A 19,040-nucleotide genomic window follows, 5' to 3' on the forward strand; every position below is an offset into this window, starting at 1 on the left:
TCATGGCGGACGGCGTGATGATAGCGCTAACTAGCCAATCAATTAACCCGGAGACCTCAATGACCCCAGCAAGTCCCCCGCCGCCGACTTCTTCCACTCCCGCGGCCCGGTGGGTCGTGATGGGTGTCTGCGGCTGTGGCAAGAGCACGGTCGGCACGGAGCTGGCCAACCGGCTCGGCACCCCTTTCATCGAGGGCGACAAGTTTCATCCGGCCGAAAACGTGACAAAGATGTCCGCCGGCTTCCCGCTGGACGACAACGACCGCGCCGGCTGGCTGCAGGCGCTGGCCGATGAGATCGGTAATGCGCGCGAACGGGGCGTTGGCCTGGTGGTGTCGTGCTCGGCACTCAAGCGCCGCTACCGCGACCTGCTGCGCCAGGCCGACCCCGGCCTGCGCTTCGTCCACCTGCAGGGCCCGCGCGAGCTGATCGCGGACCGCCTCGGCAAGCGTACGGACCACTACATGCCGCCGGCATTGCTGGACAGCCAGCTGCGCGACCTGGAACCGCTGGCGGACGACGAAGGCGGCCTGCGGCTCGACATCGCATTGCCACCGGCGGAACTGGTGGAACGGATCATCACCCTGAAGTGAACAAGCAAGGCTGAACGGACGGCATCAGATTCACGAACAGCCGTCGCAATGGGGCCGCGCCCGCCGTCCGGGCAGCGCGCCGCTCATCAGAAGAATGGAGACCAGCATGCGCAATCCAACCCAGAGAACCCTGATCAACCTCGCCGTCGCCAGCGCCTGCGCGCTGCTGGCCGTGCCGGGATACGCCCAGCAGGCCGGCGCCACTACGAGCCCTGCCGATGAAGTGGCCCCGGCACCCGTGCAGGACGAGACGCAGGCGAGCACGCAAGCGAGCATGCAGCAGGCGCCGGCCGAAGCCGCATCCGCCCCTACCACCGTGGTGCAGATTTCCGGCACCCGCATCGCCGCCCGCGGCTTCACGCAGCCGACGCCCACCACGAGCCTGTCGACGGCGGACCTGGAACGCGCCGCCAAGCCGAACCTGTTCAACACGCTGGCCGAACTGCCCGCCCTGCAAGGCAGCACGGGCCGCACCACCAGCACCAACAGCACCAGCAGCGGCATCCAGGGCCTCAGCTCGCTGAGCCTGCGCGGCCTCGGCACGATCCGCACGCTCACGCTGCTCGACGGCCAGCGCGTGGTCGGCGCCAACGTGACCGGCGTGACCGACGTCTCGCAGTTCCCGCAACTGCTCGTCAAGCGCGTGGACGTGGTGACGGGCGGCGCCTCCGCGTCGTATGGCTCGGATGCGATCGGCGGTGCCGTCAACTTCATCACCGACAAGAAATTCAAGGGATTCAAGTTCAACGCCGAAGGCGGCCAGACCAAGTACCACGACGACGAGCACGGCACGCTGCAGGCCGCGTGGGGCAGCAGCTTCGCGGGCGACCGCCTGCACGTCACGCTGTCCGGCGAATTCATGAAGGAGAACGGCATCGATTCGCCGGGCTTCGGCGAAGTGGGCCCGAACGGCCGCACTTGGTTCCAGAACTCGGCCTATCAGATCCGCCCGCTGGCGCAGACGACCGACGGCCGCCCCCAGTACACGGTGATCCACCACGCGCAGCAGTACCAGTATGCGAAGTATGGCCTGATCACCAACGGCCCGCTGCAGGGGACCGCGTTCGGCCAGGGCGGCGTGCCGTACCAGTTCCAGTACGGTTCCGGCGGCGTACCCACCGGCACCGGCGCCGTCACGAACTGCGTGAATCCGTTCTGCATCGGCGGCGACCTGTCCGGCAGCGTGGGGGCCGGCACGAACCTGGCGATGGACCTGAAGCGCAAGGTGGCCTACACGCGCGTGTCGTGGGACCTGGACCCGGACAACGAGATCTACTTCACGATGAACTGGGCCCAGGTGAAGTCGCACTTCTCGCCCAACCCGGGCGCGGCCAAGAACGCCAACCTGACGATCCAGTGCGACAACGCGTTCGTGCCCGCCGCCATCCAGGCGGCATGCGCGGCCAACAATATCAGCAGCTTCCAGTACGGCACGGCCAACGCGAACTTCCCGGCCAACATCAACGTGCACCCCACGCGCACGCAGCGCCGCTTCGTGATCGGCGCGGACGGCAAGATCCCCCTGTTCGGCAAGGAATGGTCGTACGACGCCTACGTGACACGCGGCGAGAACACCACCAACATCAACGTGCACGACATCACGCTGAACGCCCGCTACAACGCGGCCATCGACGCGGTGCGCCTGCCGAACGGCAGCGTCGCCTGCCGCAATCCGGTCGCCGCCGCCTCGGGCTGCGTGCCGGTCAACATCATCGGCAACAACCCGATCTCGCCGGGCGCCTGGACCTACGTGGCGCCGCTGAACGGGCCGCGCCAGTACACGACGCAAAGCCAGGACGTGGCCAGCGTCAACATGAACGGCGAAGCGTTCGAAGGCTGGGCCGGCCCCATCCTGATGGCGTTCGGCGCCGAATACCGCCGCGAGAAGTACCAGGTGCGCGGCGACGCCTACGGCGCCGGCGTGGACGAGCTGTCGCCCAACACCTCCGCCTATCCGGCCGATCCGCTGCTGAACACTATCGTCGGCAACAACTGGTACGCGGGCAATTACCACAACGGCGACGGCAGCTACAGCGTGCGCGAAGCCTACCTGGAACTGAACGTGCCGCTGCTGAAGTCCGACACCTGGGGCGAGATCAACCTGAACCTGGCCGACCGGCCGATGAAATACAGCACGGCGGGCAGCGTGAACACGTGGAAGGCGGGCGCCACCTGGCAAACGCCGGTCGACGGCCTGCGGCTGCGTGCCGTCACGTCGAAGGACGTGCGGGCACCCAACCTTTCCGAGCTGTTCGCGGCGCCGGTGGTCGTCAACAACGTGGTGCAATACCAGGGCGACACGATCTCCGTGCAGCAGCGCACCGTGGGCAACACGAACCTGCGGCCGGAAGTCGCCCGCAACAATTCGTTCGGCATCATCCTGTCGCAGCCGTCGTGGGCACCGGGCTTCTCGGCTTCCGTCGACTACTTCGACATCAAGGTCACCGACGTGGTCTCGGCACTGACCGCCCAGCAGGAAGTCGACCTGTGCGTGGCCGGCAACCAGGAAATCTGCGGCGCGCTGGTGCTGAACAGCCCGGGCAACAACTCCGTAACGCTGCAGAACTTCAACCTCGCGTCGCTGGAAACGAAGGGCGTGGATATCGAAGCCGCATACCGCACGAACCTGGCGAAGCTGAACCTGCCGGGCCGCTTCACGGTGCGCGGCCTGGCGACGCGCACGCTGAACTTCATCACCAACACCGGCGTGGTCGGCACGATTCCCGCCGAGGGTGCGGGCGTCAACCTGGGCGGCACGCCGAAGTGGAAGGCGCTGGCGCAGCAGACGTGGGAGAACGACAAGATGAGCTTCACGCTGAGCGAGCGCTGGTTCTCCGACGGGGTGTACAACAACGAGTTCATCGAGTGCCAGACGAACTGCCCGACATCGACGATCATCCACCCGACGATCTACGACAACAAGATGAAGGGCGCGACCTACGTGGACTTCGGCGGCAGCTACAACTTCAACAAGCAGCTGCAGGTGTACTTCAAGATCGACAACCTGGCCGACCGCGATCCGGAACCGGCGCCGCAGGCCAATGCCAGCTTCGCCATCAATCCCACCCTGTATGACGTGGTAGGCCGCACCTACCGCATCGGCCTGCGCGGCACCTACTGATCGGCGGCGGCGACGTGTTCAATCTGCTGTCCGTACTATTGGCGGTCGGCCTGCTGACGGTGCTGATCGCCTGGGGCAAGGTCCAGCCGCTGCTGGCCTTCGTGGTGGCGGCACTGGTGGCCGCCCTGCTGCTGGGGGTTCCGCCGGCGCGCATCCCGGCGATGATCGAGAAGGGCATCGGCGACCTGCTCGGCTCGCTGGTGGTGACCATCTGCCTGGGGGCCGTATTCGGCAAGCTGATCGCCGACAGCGGCGCCGCGCGGCGCATCGCCACCTGCCTGATCGCATCGCTGGGGCCGCGCCGGCTGCCCGTGGCGCTGACGATCACCGGCTTCGTCGTCGGCATCCCGCTGTACTACAACGTGGGCTTCGTGCTGCTGGTGCCGCTGATCTTCTCGCTCGTCTACCAGTCCGGGCGCCCCGCCGTGGCGCTGGCCATTCCCGTGCTGGCCGGGCTGTCGATCGCCCACGGCTTCCTGCCGCCGCACCCGTCGCCCGTGGCGCTCGTGGCGGCCGTGCATGCGGACATGGGCACCACGCTGCTGTATGGGTTGATCGTGGCGATCCCCACGCTGATCCTGTCCGGCCCCGTGTTCGCCACGACCCTGAAGCGCATCCGCGGCGAACCCGCGCAGATCTTCCGCAGCGCCGACGTGCCGGAAAGCGAGCTGCCGGGCGTGTTCAACAGCTTTGCCACGGCGCTGCTGCCGGTAGTGCTGCTGGGCGCGACGACATTGCTGACGATGGCTCGCCCGACGCTCGCGCCATCACTGGCCGTGCTGTCCAACCCCTTGATCGTGATGCTGCTGTCGTATGCCGTGGCCATCGTCACGCTCGGGCTGGCACGCGGCTGGAACCTGGCCCGCGTGATGCAGGGGCCCGGCGAGGCGATGCGGGAGATCGCGCCGATCCTGCTGATCATCGCCGGTGCCGGCGCGCTCAAGCAGGTGCTCGTCGAAACCGGCGTCGGCGCGCAGCTCGGCGCGCTGCTGGCGGACACGCCCGTGCCGCCGCTGGTGCTGGGCTGGCTGGTCGCCACGCTGATCCGCATCTGCCTCGGCTCGGCCACGGTGGCCGGCGTGACGGCCGCGGGGATCGTCGAACCGCTCGTGCACAGCACGGGCGTCGACCCGAACCTGATGGTGCTTGCCGTCGGCGCCGGCAGCCTGATGTGCAGCCACGTGAACGACTCGGGGTTCTGGATGTTCAAGGAGTATTTCGGGCTGTCGCTGCGGGACACGTTCCGCTCGTGGACGCTGATGGAAACGCTCGTCGGCACGTTCGGGCTGGTGTTCGTGCTGCTGCTGTCGGCGGCCGTGGGCTGACCGTCGCGAATTACTGCTGAGCCCGTGTCCCGGTGCCTGGCAGCCGGGCTATAGGCCGGCAACACAGGCTCGACCACAAAAACTGGCATATAACAACAGGAGACAAGCATTGAAGACCCAGCTCATATTGACGACCGCGTTGGCGACCGCACTGGCGGCAACGGCGGCGCAGGCGGCATCGGTGTCCGCTTACCAGGTGATGCCGGAAGACCCGCGCGCCGTAGTGGCGAAAGCGAAAGGCGATGGCACGACGGACGACACCGCGGCGATCCAGGCGGCGCTCGACAAGGCGGCGAACGATGAACAGGGTGGCATCGTCTTCCTGCCGTCCGGCCGCTACCGGCTGACGCGCACGCTGACGATCCCGCTGGCCGTGCGCGTGTATGGCGTGGGGCCCACCCGCCCCGTGTTCGTGCTGGCGCCGAAGACGCCCGGCTTCCAGAAAGGCGTGGCGAACATGGTGATCTTCACCGGCGGAGACCAGTACCGCGTGGGCAAGGTGCCGATGCCGGTGCCGAGCGCCGTGCCGTTCGACCCGAAGAACAAGCCGGTGCGCGACGCCAACTCGTCGACGTTCTACTCGGCGCTGTCGAACGTGGACTTCGAGATCGGCGCGGGCAATCCGGCCGCGGCCGCGGTGCGCATGCATACGGCACAGCACTCGAACCTGTCGCACATCGACTTCCACATCGGCTCGGGCCTGGCCGGCGTCTACCATGTCGGCAACGTGGCCTACAACCTGCGCTTCTACGGCGGCCGTTACGGCATCCTGGCCGAGAAGACGTCGCCGGCATGGCAGTTCACGCTGCTCGATTCCACGTTCGAGGGCCAGCGCGACGCGGCGATCCGCGAGCACGAGGCCGGCCTGACGATGGTCAACGTCGACATCCGCGACACGCCCGTCGGCGTGGAAATCAACCGGGGATACGGCGACTGGCTGTGGGGCAAGGATGTGCGCTTCGAGAACGTGTCAAAGGCGGCGCTCATCGTCAGCAACGAGAACAATGTGTACACGCAGGTCGGCTTCGAGAACGCCATTGCGAACAACGTACCCGTGTTCGCCCGCTTCCGCGACAGCGGCAAGGCCCTCGAAGGCAAGGGCCGCAACTACCGGGTCGACGAATTCAACCATGGCCTCACGCTGGACAAGCTCGGCGAGCCGGGCAAGTTCGCCACGAACTACAAGACGTCCAGCCTGCCCGCCGCCGTGCCGGCCCGTGACCGCGCGCTGCGCCTGCTGCCCCCGTCGAAGGACTGGGTCAACGTGAAGACGCTGGGCGCGGCCGGCAACGGCAACACCGACGATACGGCGGCCATCCAGAAAGCCATCGACAGCCACCGCGTGGTGTACCTGCCGCTGGGTTTCTACGTGGTCAGCGACACGATCCGCCTGAAGCCCGACACGGTGCTGGTCGGCCTGCACCCGGGCCTGACGCAGCTGCTGATCCAGAACGGTTCGCGGAAGTACCAGGGCATCGGCACCCCGGTGGCACTGGTGGAAAGCGCGCGCGGCGGCGATGCGATCGTGTCCGGCATCGGCCTGGCCACGGGAGAAGTCAACCAGCGCGCCGTCGCCCTGCTGTGGCGCGCCGGCGAACGGTCGCTCGTCGACGACGTGCGCATCCAGGGCGGCCATGGCACGCGCCTGTACGACGGCAGCCGCGCCGACCCGTACAAGAAGGATGCGAAATTCGACACCACCGCCCACTGGGACCGCCAGTATCCGAGCGTGTGGGTGACGGACGGCGGCGGCGGTACGTTCTCCGGCATCTGGTCGCCGAGCGGCTACGCACAGGCCGGCTTCTACGTCACCAACACGAAGACGCCCGGCCACGTGTACGAGCTGTCGGCCGAGCACCACGTGCGCGCCGAGATCGTGCTCGACGGCGTGGAGAATTGGGAATTCCTCGCGCCGCAGACGGAGGAGGAAGTACGCGATGGGATGGACGCGGTCTCGCTCGAGATCCGCAACTCGAAGAACGTGCTGTTCGCGAACTACCACGGCTATCGCGTGACACGCTCGCTGAAGCCCATGCCGGCCGCGGTGACGATCTCGAGTTCATCCGACATCCGCTTCCGCAACGTGCACGTGAATGGCGAAAGCGGCTTTTCCACGTGCGACGACAACGGCTGCACCACCTACCTGCGCGCGTCGAAGTACCCGTATGAAAACGCGATCCGCGACGTGACGAACAGGATCGACGTGCGCGAGCGCGAGTTCGCGGTGCTCGACTACACCGGCACGCAGAAGGAAGCGCCGCCCGCGCAGGGCAAGGTTGAAAAGCTGGAGACCGGCTTCTGGTCGATCGCCGGCGCCGCCGTGGATGCCGCGGGCAAGCTGTACTTCGTCGACCGCCACTGGCGCCGTATCCACGCCTACAGCGAGGAACGCGGGCTGGAAGTGGTGCGCGATGCGCCGCTCGACCCGGTCAACCTGGCGATCGACGGCAGCGGCAATGTGCTGGTGCAGTCGTCTTACGGCCCGCAGGCCTCCGTGTACGCGTTCAAGCCCGGCACGCCAGGCCTTGAGGTCAAAATGATCGAGCCGACACCCGTTGCCGGCCGGACGGCGGCGCGTGTGGCGGTACCCGTCAACTTCTGGCAGAACGGTGAATTCAGGGACCAGCTGAACCCTGAAACCTACGAATTCACCACGCTGGCCGAGATGTTCGCCCGCGACGTGGCCGTACCGAAGGCGCGGGAATACGTGTCGCCGGACGGCTCGCTGGCGTTGCCGGCCTACCGCGTGCTGCGCCAGGGTGCGCCGGACCACCTGGGCTGGCGCTGGTCGGATGCGCTGAATACCCACGGCTTCGTGACGGGCCGGATCGGCGAGCGCGTGGTATTCACGAACGGCTCCGAGAACCGCACGTTCAGTGGCGTCGTGGGTGCCGGTGGCGCGCTGACGGACCTGAAGCAGGTGGCCGATCGGGGCGGCGAAAGCGCGGCGGTGGATGGTGACGGCAATGTGTACGTGGCGAATGGCCAGGTGTTCGTCTACGGCAAGGATGGCAGGCAGACAGGCCGCATCGACGTGCCGGAACGTCCGCTGCAGCTGATCTTCGGCGGTGCGGACAAACGCACGCTGTACATCCTCACGCACCACAGCCTGTATTCGACGCGGATCTGACCATGCTGCCGAAACTCCTCTCCCCTCTTCTGCTGGCGCTGGCCTGCTCACTGGCCTGCTCGTGCGCGCTGGCCCAGCAAGGTTCCTTTCCGCTGTGGCCGGACGGCGCGCCGGGTGCGGAAAAGCGTCGTGGCGAGCCGGAGACCGTGAAGGATGGCGTCTACTTCAGCAACGTGCACGATCCGTCGCTGACGGTGCTGCGTGCCGATCCGCGGCACGCGAACGGGGCTGCCGTTGTCGTCGTGCCCGGCGGCGGACACCGCATGCTGGTGTTCCAAAACGAAGGCGTGGCCGCGGCAAAGAACCTGAACCGCATCGGTGTTACCGCATTCGTGCTGAAATACCGGCTGGCGCGCGACGAAGGGTCCACGTATTCGATCGAGGGCGATGGCGCGGCGGACCTGCGGCGCGCCGTGCGCTGGGTGCGCACGCACGCGGCGGAGTACGGCGTCGATCCGGCCCGTGTCGGCGTGATGGGCTTTTCGGCGGGCGGCGAACTGGTCTCGCTCGTGGCCGACAATCCCGAGCCGGCCGGCTTCGCTGCGCGCGATGCGGTGGACCGCGCCAGTGCCCGGCCGGACTTCCAGGTGCTGGTCTACCCCGGCCCGCTGGGCGTGCCGGCGCGGGCGGTGAAGGGAGCGCCGCCGGCCTTCCTGGTGGCCGGTTCGCGCGACACGTGCTGCATGCCGCCCACCATCGCGCTGTACCAGCAACTGGTGGCGGCCGGCGTGTCGGCCGAGCTGCACCTGTATGCCGATACCGACCACGCGTTCAACGTGGGCCAGCGCGGCGAGCGCATCTCGCTGCAGCACTGGCCCGACCGGCTGTCCGACTGGCTGGCCGACGGCGGCTGGCTGGTCCCCCGCCGTGGCGACCTTGCGCCGGAAGGCGTGCCCGCACCATGAAAGGCAATCAATGAATGTCATGCTGAAAACCCTTGCGGCCGCCGCCGCGCTGCTGGCCGCCGGCGCCAGCCATGCCGACAGCCAGTTCAAGCTGCTCGTGCTGGCCACGCCCGGCAAGTACCACTACGAATACATCCCGATCGCCCGCGACAGCCTGGAACGGCTGGCAAAACTGCATTCGTTCGAGTTCACGTACACGAACAAGCCCGCCGTGTTCGACGGCGACCTGCAGCAGTATGGCGCCGTGATGTTCCTGAACACGCCGGGCGAGGAACTGAACCCGGCACAGCGCGCGAAGTTCGAGGCCTACATGCGCGGCGGCGGCAACGCTGTCGTCGTGCACCGCGCCGCGATCACGCCTCCGAACGGCTGGGTATGGTACGAGAAGCTGGTGGGCCGCAGCGTGGGCCCCCATCCGATGCTGCAGACCGGTGTCGTCACCGTCGTCGACAAGGCTTTCCCGGCCACCTTCGGCCTGCCCGAGCGGTGGATCTGGAGCGACGAGTTCTACGTGACCACCAATCCGTACAACGTGAAGATCAACACGGTGCTGGGCGTCGACGAAAGCAGCTACGACCCCACGAAGATCTGGCCGGGGCAATCCGTGCAGGGCATGGGCCCGGATCACCCGATCGCCTGGTACCACCACGTGGAAAAAGGCCGCGTGTTCGTCACCACGCTCGGGCACAACGGCGAGATGTACCGCGATCCGCAATACCTGGGGCACCTGATGGGCGGGATCTACTGGGCAGTGACCGGCAAGGGTCAGGCAGGCAAGGAGCAGGCTCCCCACCGCTAGCCGAAAAAAGTTGCTCGAAAAATGGGGACGTACCCCATTTTTCGGGCAACTTTCAAGAAATGGGGGCGTAAGGAATGCTGGCTGGTAAGCCAGCATCGCTGCGCCGGCAAGAAGCAAAGCTTCTTGAAACCCCGGCTACGCCCCCATTTATCGGACAACTTTCAAGAAATGGGGACGTAAGGAATGCTGGCTGGTAAGCCAGCATCGCTGCGCCGGCAAGAAGCAAAGCTTCTTGAAACCCCGGCTACGCCCCCATTTATCGGGCAACTTTCAAGAAATGGGGGCGTAAGGAATGCTGGCTGGTAAGCCAGCATCGCTGCGCCGGCAAGAAGCAAAGCTTCTTGAAACCCCGGCTACGGCCCCATTTTATCGGACAACTTCCAAGAAATGGGGGCGTAAGGAATGCTGGCTGGTAAGCCAGCATCGCTGCGCCGGCAAGAAGCCAGGCTTCTTGAAACCCCGGCTACGCCCCCCGTTTTTCGAGAAACTTTCCCCAAAACCAGGGTACGTCCCCAGTTTTTTGAATTTTGCCGATAGAACGATAATTTTCTTTTAGTTATCGTTATTATGAATCGTTTGCGCTACCATCTGCCCCTGGAGATCCACTTTTACCAAGCGCGCAACCGATGGCCCGATTACACCCCTGCCCTGACGACGATGGCAACCCCGTCGTCATCCGCATTCCCACCGTGCCGACCACGCCCGCTTCATGGCAGGAGCCGGCCCGCCTCGCCACCGTGGTACCGAACGGCCCCCTGCCCGACGCCCTGAACGGCATCCCGCTGGCGCCCTGGACGTCGGCCCCGGACACGGCCGATGGGTGGGCGGCGCTGGCCGACCGCTCGCTGCTGGAAGAGCCGCCATTCGTGCCGCCGGAAGGCATGTCCGCCGCGGCCGGCGCCGTCGTCGTCGAGGATGACGGACGTGTATGGCTCGTCGCGCCGTCGAACCGTTTCGGCGGCTACAGCGCCACGTTCCCGAAAGGCTGCGCCGATACGGGCGCCGGGCTGCATTGCACAGCGATCCGCGAAGCTTTCGAGGAAGCAGGATTGCACGTGCAGCTCGTGGCCTTCCTGGCCGACTCGCGCCGCACGCTGACCTACACGCGCTACTACATCGCCCGCCGCCTCGGCGGCACGCCGGCCGCGATGGGCTGGGAAACGCAGGCCGTGCACCTCGTGCCGCTGACGCAGCTGGAACGCGTGGCAAGCCACCACAACGACTTCCCCGTGATCAAGGCGCTGCGCGAGTGGTTCGACGCGCAGCGGCGCTGACCGCCGCCGGTTTCCACGGCCGGCACGCCGCGCGCTGGTTCACTCCGGCTGGTTCCGCTCGCGCAGCAGGTCGGCCAGGCTGCGCCGTGCCGGCGTCAAAGGCGCGCGGTGCCGGGTCCAGCCCATCTGCGCGGAAGGCGTCAGGGCGCGCAGGCGCGTGGCCGCGGCACGGAACGCCTTGTAGGCCGAAGGATGGGAGAACGCGCCGCTCCAGAACCGCCACACGAGCCGGTCGCCACGGCTGAATTTCGCGCCCTGCCCCTTGAGCGGGTGTGCGACCTGCTCGCGTGGGTCCCGGTTCGCCTCGGTGCGCAGGCGCACCAGCAGCGCCGGGATCGGAATCCGCACGGGGCACACCTCCCCGCATGCACCGCACAGGCTGGACGCGGTGGCCAGGTCGGCCGTCGCTTCCAGTCCCAGCAGGTGCGGCGAAATGATCTTGCCGATCGGCCCCGGGTAGGTGGTGCCGTACGCATGGCCGCCGATGCGCCCGTAGACGGGACAGTGGTTCATGCAGGCGCCGCAGCGGATGCACTGCAGCGTGGCGCGCAGCTGCTCGTCGGCATAGGCCTGCGTGCGGCCGTTGTCCAGCAATACCAGGTGCATTTCGCGCGGGCCATCGAGCTCCCCCGGACGGCGCGGACCGGAAATCAGGTTGAAGTAGGTGGTGATTGCCTGCCCCGTGGCGGACCGGGTCAGCAGGCTCGCCAGCGGCACGATGTGCTCCAGCTTCGCCACCACCTTTTCCATGCCCATGATGGCGATGTGCACGTCGGGCACCGTGGTCGACAGCCGGCCATTGCCCTCGTTTTCCACCAGCCACAGCGTGCCCGTGTCGGCGGCGGCGAAATTCACGCCCGACACACCGATGTCGGCCTCGGCGAACGCCGTGCGCAAGGCCCGGCGGCCGGTCTGGATCAGCGTGTCGACGTCGTCGCTGTAAGGCGTGCCCGGGATATGCCGCGCGAACAGCGTGCCGATATCCTCGCGTGTCTTGTGGATCGCCGGCATGACGATGTGCGACGGCTTCTCGCCCGCCATCTGCACGATGTATTCGCCCATGTCCGATTCGATGCATTCGATGCCGCGCCCGGCCAGGTAATGATTCAGCTCGATCTCCTCGCTGGCCATCGACTTGCCCTTGATGACCTTGCGGGCGCCGTGCGCGCCGGCGATGCCCGCGATGATCGCGTTGGCTTCCTCGCCCGTCTCGGCCCAGTGCACGTGCACGCCGGCAGCCGTCAGCTTTTCCTCGAGCTGCACGAGCAGTTGCGGCAGGTTGGCCAGCGCATGCCGGCGGATCGCTTCGCCCAGGTCGCGCAGGCGTTCCAGCTCCTCCGCATCGGGGAACTGCGTGCTTCGTTTCGTTTGCAGGAAATCCATCGCGCCGCGAAAGCTCGCGCGCAGCTTCGGGTCGTCCAGCGCGGCGCGGGCCCTGCCGTGGAAATCCTCCGGCGCGACGAAATGCATCGATTGAACGCTCATGCCCGGCTCCTTCCGGTAACGATCACCACCCACATCCAGCGCGGCCCATGCGCGCCGAAGGCCAGCGTTTGCTGGATGTCCGACGTTTTCGACGGCCCCGACGCCAGTACCAGATTCGTGGGCATGCCATCGCGCCAGCGTTCGGCCAGCGCGGCTTCAAACAGTGTGGCGTGCAGCGACCCGGCATACACGAGCGCCACGTGCAGCGGCGGCACCAGCGACACGGTGCGCGGCGTGCCGGCATCCGGTGCGAGAACCAGCGTGCCGGTGGCAGCAATGCCCGACCGCGCCACCGTGAAGCCTGCATCGACAGTGCCGAACAGTTCCGGCTTCCACGTCTCCAGCGGGCCGCGGAACGGCAGCGCTTCCACCTGCGCCGGCAATGCACCGGCCAGCTTAGCGCCTTCGGGGCTCGCGATATCACACAGCAGGCGTTTCACGCCATGCCGCGCCAGCCTGTCCGCGAGCAGGGCCGGCCATTCGTCGGCCGCGGCCCGGAATACCTCGGCACGCGCGGCGCGCAGCGCGCTTTCCAGCGCATCCGCCAGCTGCCCGGGCTCCGGCGCCGCGTGGACATGGTGCGTGTGCGCGTAGTGCGCGGCAATCCGGTCGTCGAGCACTGTCACGTCGTCTTGCGCGGGTGCCGGCGCGGCGGCGCGCAGCCGGCCCAGCATGCGTTCGCGGGCGTGCATCATGCGCCCTCCTCGCCGGCGGCCACGCCGTTCGCGCGGCGCCACAGGAAGCTCGCCATGTGCTCCACCTCGAGCGGGGCGCCCTGCGCGGCAGCGGCGTGGCCGATATTGAGCAGGCAGCCGCAGTCGGCGGAAACCAGGCGGCGCGCGCCGGTGGCGCAGGCGGCAGAGACCTTGTCGGCCACCATGGCGCCGGAAATGTCCGGATGCTTCAGGCAGAACGTACCGCCGAAGCCGCAGCACTCGGATTCGCGCGCATGTTCCAGCCGGCGCACGCCGGGCAGGCCGTCGACGAGTGCGACGCCGTGGACACGCGTGCCCATCTCGCGCCGCGCCCCGCACGACGTATGCAGCACCACGTCCTCGTCGGGCTGCGCCTGCGCCGGGTAGCGCACATGCAGTACCTGCAGCAGGAATTCGCTCAGTTCATGGATCCGCCCGGAGAGCTGCCGCGCCTGCTGCGCGAGCGCCGGGTCGTCGCCGAACAGTGCCGGCCAGTGGTGGCGCATCATGCCGGCGCAGGAACCGGACGGCACGATCACCGGCCAGTCGTGCGGGAACAATGCCATCTGAGCCAGCGCCACTTCGCGCGCTTGGGCAGGATTGCCGCTGCTCCAGGCCGGCTGGCCGCAGCAGCTCTGGCCACGCGGGTAATGCACGACGATGCCTTCCCGTTCCAGCAGGCGCACCGCATCGAGGCCGGCCTGGGGCATGAACAGGTCGATGACGCACGTGCCGAATAGGTAGACATCGGTCGGCGGCACGGCGGGATATGTGCGCTGATCATCACGCGGCTGCATGCTGCCTCCTGCTCGACGATGACGTCCCGGACTGCCGCAGCAACCGGTCCAGCAACTCGATCCAGTGCGCCACCGGCGTGCCGGTGCCGCCTTGCAGGTGGCTCTGGCAACCGATATTGGCGGACACGATCTCTTCGGCCCCGGTCGCGTGCAGCGCCGCCAGCTTGCGCTCGCGCAGCTGGCCGGACAGCTCCGGCTGCAGCAGCGAATACGTGCCGGACGAGCCGCAGCACAGGTGGCTGTCGGCGCACAGCCGCACGTCCACGCCCACCGCGCGCAGCAGGCCCTCGACCTTGCCGCGGATCTGCTGGCCGTGCTGCAGCGTGCATGGCGGGTGGAATGCCACCGACCGGGCGTGAATACTGTCGATGCGGGCCACCAGCGCATCCTCGAAACCGCACAGGATTTCACTGATGTCCCTCGTCAGCATCGAGATGCGGGCCGCCTTCGCCGCGTACGCGGCATCGTGGCGCAGCAGGTGGCCATAGTCCTTGACGGTGACGCCGCAGCCCGACGACGTCATGACGATCGCTTCTGCGCCCGATTCGACCGCCGGCCACCACGCGTCGATATTGCGGCGCATGTCGTCCAGCCCGCCCTCCTGGTCGTTCAGGTGGTAGCGGATGGCGCCGCAGCAGCCGGCTTTTGGCGCGACCACGAGTTCGATGCCCAGCGCATCGAGCACGCGCGCCGTGGCGGCATTGATGTTCGGCGCCATCGACGGCTGCACGCAGCCATCGAGCAGCAGCATCTTGCGCGCGTGGCCGGTTCGCGGCCACTGTCCCGGCGGCGTGGCGCGCGCCACCTTCGCGCGCAGTGCCGCGGGCAGCACGGGGCGCAGCAACTGGCCCGCCTTCATCGCCGGCTTGAAGATCCAGCCGCGCGGCAGCGCTTCGCGCAGCAGCGTGCGGGCGGCCCGCTGCGCGGCCGGGCGCGGCACCTGTCGTTCGACGATGCCGCGGCCGATATCGAGCAGCCGGCCATATTGCACGCCGGACGGGCACGTGGTTTCGCAGTTGCGGCAGGTCAGGCAACGGTCCAGGTGCAGCTGCGTGCCCGGTCCCGCTTCGGCGCCTTCCAGCACCTGCTTGATCAGGTAGATGCGCCCGCGCGGGCCATCGAGCTCGTCGCCCAGCAACTGATAGGTTGGACAGGTGGCCGTGCAAAAGCCGCAGTGCACGCAACTGCGCAGGATCGCTTCCGCTTCCTGTCCTTCGGGCGTGCCCTGGTATTGGGGAGCAAGATTGGTCTGCATGGTCAAAGGTCCTCGTACATGCGGCCCGGGTTGAAGATGCCGGCCGGGTCGAAAGCGTTTTTCAGGTTGCGGTGGATCGCATGGATGGCGGGCGCCAGCGGGTGGAACACGTCGCGCCGCGCCGCGCCGCGGTACAGCGTGGCATGCCCGCCATGGCGTGCCGCCAGTTCACGGATGGCCTGCGGCGCCTCGTGCGAGCGCAGCCAGCGTTGCCCGCCGCCCCACTCGATCAGTTGCGCCGCATCAAGCCCCAGCGCCGGCGCCAGCACCGGCGCCACGGTGGGCACCGCCAGCCGCCACAGCGGCGCGGCGGCGTCGGCGGCGAAGAACGGATGGCGCTGCTCGCGCACATCGTGCCAGAACGCCGTGGCCGTTTCGGCGGGCAGCGCCTCGCCGCCGATCCGCGCCATCGCCGCTGCCACCGCCGCGCCGGCGCCGGACAGGCGCACCGTCAGCAGGCCATCGTGCCAGGCGCTGGCGGATACCGGCATCGGTTGCCCGGCCCATGCGTTCACGCGCTGCAGCGCGGCTTGCTGGTCCAGCGCCAGCTGCAAGGTGGTCTCGAGCGCGGGGCGGGGCAGCACTTTCAGCGACACGTCGAGGATCAGTCCCAGCGTGCCGAGCGAGCCCGCCAGCAGGCGGGAAACGTCGTAGCCAGCCACGTTCTTCATCACCTGGCCGCCGAAGCGCAGTACTTCGCCGTGCCCGTTCATCAGGGTCACGCCCAGCACGAAATCGCGCACGGCGCCGGCAGCCTGCCGGCGCGGCCCGGCCAGCCCGCTGGCCACGACGCCGCCGACGGTGGCCTCGCCGAAGTGCGGCGGCTCGAAAGCCAGCATCTGGCCCTGTTCGGCCAGCGCCGCCTCGATTTCGCGCAGCGGCGTGCCGCAGCGCGCGGTGACCACCAGTTCGGTGGGCTCGTAGCCGGTGATGCCGCGGTAGCCCGTGGTGTCGAGCACCGCGCCTTCCGGCGCGCGCCCGTACCAGTCCTTGCTGCCGCCGCCGCGGATGCGCAGCGGCATCCGGTCGCGGCCCGCGGCCAGCACGCGCTCGCGGAATGCCGCGCGCAATGGTTCCAGCGTATCGTCCATCTTCCTGTCTCCTCGCTTTTTCTTCGCTGTGCTCTTGCTTTATCGCTTCACATGCCGGGCCTGCGGCGCCTGCGCGAACCGGAACAGCCCCGCCTCCACCTTGCGCTTGCCGTACTGGGCACAGCGGTCCAGCGTGGGGATCGCCTTGTCGGGATTGAGCTGCTGCGCCGGATCGAATGCGCGCTTGACGGCGATGAACGCGGCAATCTCCTCGACCGTGAACTGCTCGCACATCGAATCGAGCTTTTCGACACCCACGCCGTGCTCGCCCGTGATCGTGCCCCCGGCCGCCACGCACAGCGCCAGGATCGCTTCGCCGAAACGCTCCGCACGGTGGAATTCACCAGGCGTGTTGGCATCGAACAGGATCAGCGGGTGCAGGTTGCCATCGCCGGCATGGAACACATTGGCGCAGCGCAGGCCATACTCGAGTGCCAGCGCGTCGATCCCCGTCAGCACTTCGGCCAGCTTGCGGCGTGGGATCGTGCCGTCCATGCAGTAATAGTCGGGCGAGATGCGCCCTGCGGCGGGAAACGCGTTCTTGCGGCCCGACCAGAAGCGCAGGCGCTCCGCTTCGTCGCGCGACACGGCGATGGCGGTGGCGCCCGAGCGCGCCAGCACGGCGCTCATGTGGGCGATTTCCTCTTCCACTTCCTCCGGCAGACCGTCCGACTCGCACAGCAGGATGGCGGCGGCGTCGGTGTCGTAGCCGGCGCGCACGAACGGCTCGACCATGCGCGCACTGGTGCGGTCCATCATTTCCAGCCCGGCCGGGATGATGCCGGCCGAGATCACGCTGGCCACGGCGTCGGCGCCCCGCACGACATTGTCGAACGACGCCATGATGACGCGCGCCTGCGGCGGCTTCGGCACCAGTTTCACGGTGGCTTCGAGCACGACGCCCAGCATGCCTTCCGAGCCGATGAACACGGCAAGCAGGTCCAGCCCCGGCGCGTCGGGCGCGCAGCCGCCCAGTTCGACGATCTCGCCGTCCGCGGTGGCCATGCGCACGCGCAGCACGTTGTGCAGCGTGAGGCCGTACTTCAGGCAATGCACGCCGCCGGAATTCTCGGCGATGTTGCCGCCGATGGTGCAGGCGATCTGCGACGACGGGTCGGGCGCGTAATACAGTCGGTGGGCGGCCGCCGCTTCCGAGATGGCCAGGTTGCGCACGCCGGGCTGCACGGTGGCGGTGCGGGCCTTCGCATCGATGGCGACGATGCGGTTCATCTTCGCCGTGGACAGCACGATGCCTTCGGCGATCGGCAGCGCCCCGCCGGACAGCCCGGTGCCGGCGCCGCGCGGCACGATCGGCACGCCCAGCGTGCGGCAGGCGCGCAGCACGGCCACCACCTGCGCCTCGTTTTCCGGCAGCGCGACGGCCAGCGGCAACTGGCGGTAGGCCGTCAGGCCGTCGCATTCGTACGGTCGGGTATCTTCTTCGTCGAACAGCAGGCAGTGCTGCGGGAGGATGGTGCGCAGGGCGGCGCGCAGGGCTGTCACCGTGGCGCGCCGTCGTTCGGCGGCCAGGGCAAGATCGTGATCGGGTGCGTTCATTCGGGCGGCTTCCTGCTGGCTTGTTTTCAAACGTGAAACCAGTGTAGCGGGAGCCCGGCCCCGGCAGCGGTGAAAAGAATTAACCGCTGCATCCTATTTTTTTCAAGCGCCGGCGTACGTCGCCATCAGCCAGTCGACGAACAGCCGCACCTCCGGCCGCAGTTGCATGCCTTGCTCGTAAACCACGTAATAGGCATGGGGCGGCGAGGCCAGGCGGATGTCGAACAGCTCGACCACTTCGCCCTTCTCGATCATCTCCTGGGCGAAGTGCTGCCGCGTGAGACCGACGCCCTGCCCCAGCCTCACGGCTTCGAGCAGCAGGCCGAGATCGTCGATGCGCAGGTTCGTGGTCGGCTCGGGCCAGTCCAGGCCCGCCACCTCGAACCATGGCTTCCATGGCTCCAGCGCGGAGCGCAGCAGCGTGGCCTTCGCCAGCTCGGCCGGGCTGGCGATGCCGCCGATGCGCTCCAGGTAGGCGGGGGTGGCCACCGGGAAGGCCGGCTCTTCCAGCAGCTTCACCGTTTCCAGGTCCGGGTACTTGCCGGCGCCGAAGCGCACTTCCAGGTCCGATTCGGACGGGGCAAGGTCGTACAGCGGCACGGACAGGTAGACGTCGACCACGATGTCCGGGTGCGCGCTGGTGAAACCGGCCAGGCGCGGCAGCAGCAGGTAGCGCGCGAACGTGGGCGGCACCGTGAGCTTGATGCGCGGCTGCGCCGGCGTAGTACGGCCGGGCATCGGGAAGTCGGTCAATGTCTGCAGCGCCGAGCACACGACGTCGAGATAGCTGCGGCCGAACGGCGTCAGCGTCGGCGCCCGGCCATCGCGGATGAACAGGCGGTCGCCGACGAACTCCTCGAGCAGCCGGATGCGGTGCGACAGCGCGGATGGCGTGATGCACAGCTGATTGGCCGCCACGGCGAACGAACTGGCATGGGCGGCGGCCTCGAAGGCGACCAGCGCATGGACGGGTGGGAATCGTTTTGCCATCGTGCTCCAGAATGCTTTGTATG

14 protein-coding genes are annotated in these 19,040 nt (G+C 67.8%); 7 read left to right on the forward strand and 7 right to left on the reverse strand.

What is annotated here, in order from left to right:
* Positions 1-59 precede the first annotated feature (59 nt).
* The 7 genes from ACY65G_RS11970 (at position 60) to ACY65G_RS12000 (ending at position 11,147) form a co-directional block, all read left to right on the forward strand.
* Positions 60-593: a gluconokinase gene (locus tag ACY65G_RS11970; RefSeq protein WP_464997568.1), complete on the forward strand. Its 534-nt coding sequence runs from the start codon at positions 60-62 to the stop codon at positions 591-593.
* Between the two features lie 106 nt (positions 594-699).
* The gene (locus tag ACY65G_RS11975; protein ID WP_464997569.1) at positions 700-3,714 is read left to right on the forward strand and encodes a TonB-dependent receptor plug domain-containing protein; all 3,015 of its coding nucleotides are present in this window, start codon (positions 700-702) and stop codon (positions 3,712-3,714) included.
* Between the two features lie 14 nt (positions 3,715-3,728).
* The gene (locus ACY65G_RS11980; RefSeq protein ID WP_464997570.1) at positions 3,729-5,039 is read left to right on the forward strand and encodes a gluconate:H+ symporter; all 1,311 of its coding nucleotides are present in this window, start codon (positions 3,729-3,731) and stop codon (positions 5,037-5,039) included.
* 109 nt (positions 5,040-5,148) lie between these two features.
* Positions 5,149-8,169, forward strand: a complete 3,021-nt coding sequence (locus ACY65G_RS11985; protein ID WP_464997571.1) for a glycosyl hydrolase family 28-related protein — start codon at positions 5,149-5,151, stop codon at positions 8,167-8,169.
* Between the two features lie 2 nt (positions 8,170-8,171).
* Entirely contained in the window at positions 8,172-9,074 is a 903-nt protein-coding gene (locus ACY65G_RS11990) for an alpha/beta hydrolase (RefSeq protein ID WP_464997572.1), read from the forward strand.
* 19 nt (positions 9,075-9,093) lie between these two features.
* Complete coding sequence (locus tag ACY65G_RS11995) at positions 9,094-9,873, forward strand: ThuA domain-containing protein (RefSeq protein ID WP_464997573.1); 780 nt, start codon at positions 9,094-9,096, stop codon at positions 9,871-9,873.
* A 626-nt stretch (positions 9,874-10,499) separates the two neighbouring features.
* Entirely contained in the window at positions 10,500-11,147 is a 648-nt protein-coding gene (locus tag ACY65G_RS12000) for an NUDIX hydrolase (RefSeq protein ID WP_464997574.1), read from the forward strand.
* A gap of 39 nt (positions 11,148-11,186) precedes the next feature.
* Here the strand turns inward: ACY65G_RS12000 and ACY65G_RS12005 are convergent, their stop codons facing one another.
* The 7 genes from ACY65G_RS12005 to ACY65G_RS12035 all read right to left on the reverse strand — a co-directional run bounded on the left by ACY65G_RS12005 (position 11,187) and on the right by ACY65G_RS12035 (position 19,017).
* Complete coding sequence (locus tag ACY65G_RS12005; RefSeq protein ID WP_464997575.1) at positions 11,187-12,632, reverse strand: LutB/LldF family L-lactate oxidation iron-sulfur protein; 1,446 nt, start codon at positions 12,630-12,632, stop codon at positions 11,187-11,189.
* Positions 12,629-13,324: a LutC/YkgG family protein gene (locus tag ACY65G_RS12010; RefSeq protein WP_464997613.1), complete on the reverse strand. Its 696-nt coding sequence runs from the start codon at positions 13,322-13,324 to the stop codon at positions 12,629-12,631. The genes ACY65G_RS12005 and ACY65G_RS12010 overlap by 4 nt, the downstream gene beginning before the upstream one ends.
* Positions 13,324-14,124 (reverse strand): (Fe-S)-binding protein, encoded by an 801-nt coding sequence (locus tag ACY65G_RS12015; RefSeq protein WP_464997576.1) that lies wholly within the window; start codon positions 14,122-14,124, stop codon positions 13,324-13,326. The genes ACY65G_RS12010 and ACY65G_RS12015 overlap by 1 nt, the downstream gene beginning before the upstream one ends.
* Complete coding sequence (glcF, locus tag ACY65G_RS12020) at positions 14,111-15,379, reverse strand: glycolate oxidase subunit GlcF (RefSeq protein ID WP_464997577.1); 1,269 nt, start codon at positions 15,377-15,379, stop codon at positions 14,111-14,113. The genes ACY65G_RS12015 and glcF overlap by 14 nt, the downstream gene beginning before the upstream one ends.
* Positions 15,380-15,381: 2 nt before the next feature.
* Positions 15,382-16,470 (reverse strand): glycolate oxidase subunit GlcE, encoded by a 1,089-nt coding sequence (glcE, locus tag ACY65G_RS12025; protein WP_464997578.1) that lies wholly within the window; start codon positions 16,468-16,470, stop codon positions 15,382-15,384.
* 39 nt (positions 16,471-16,509) lie between these two features.
* Positions 16,510-18,027 carry an FAD-linked oxidase C-terminal domain-containing protein gene (locus ACY65G_RS12030; RefSeq protein WP_464997579.1) on the reverse strand — a complete coding sequence of 506 codons (1,518 nt, stop codon included), beginning with the start codon at positions 18,025-18,027 and terminating at the stop codon, positions 16,510-16,512.
* A 102-nt stretch (positions 18,028-18,129) separates the two neighbouring features.
* Entirely contained in the window at positions 18,130-19,017 is an 888-nt protein-coding gene (locus ACY65G_RS12035) for a LysR substrate-binding domain-containing protein (RefSeq protein WP_464997580.1), read from the reverse strand.
* Positions 19,018-19,040 lie beyond the last annotated feature (23 nt).

It is taken from the genome of Pseudoduganella sp. jia 12 (genome assembly GCF_055502675.1).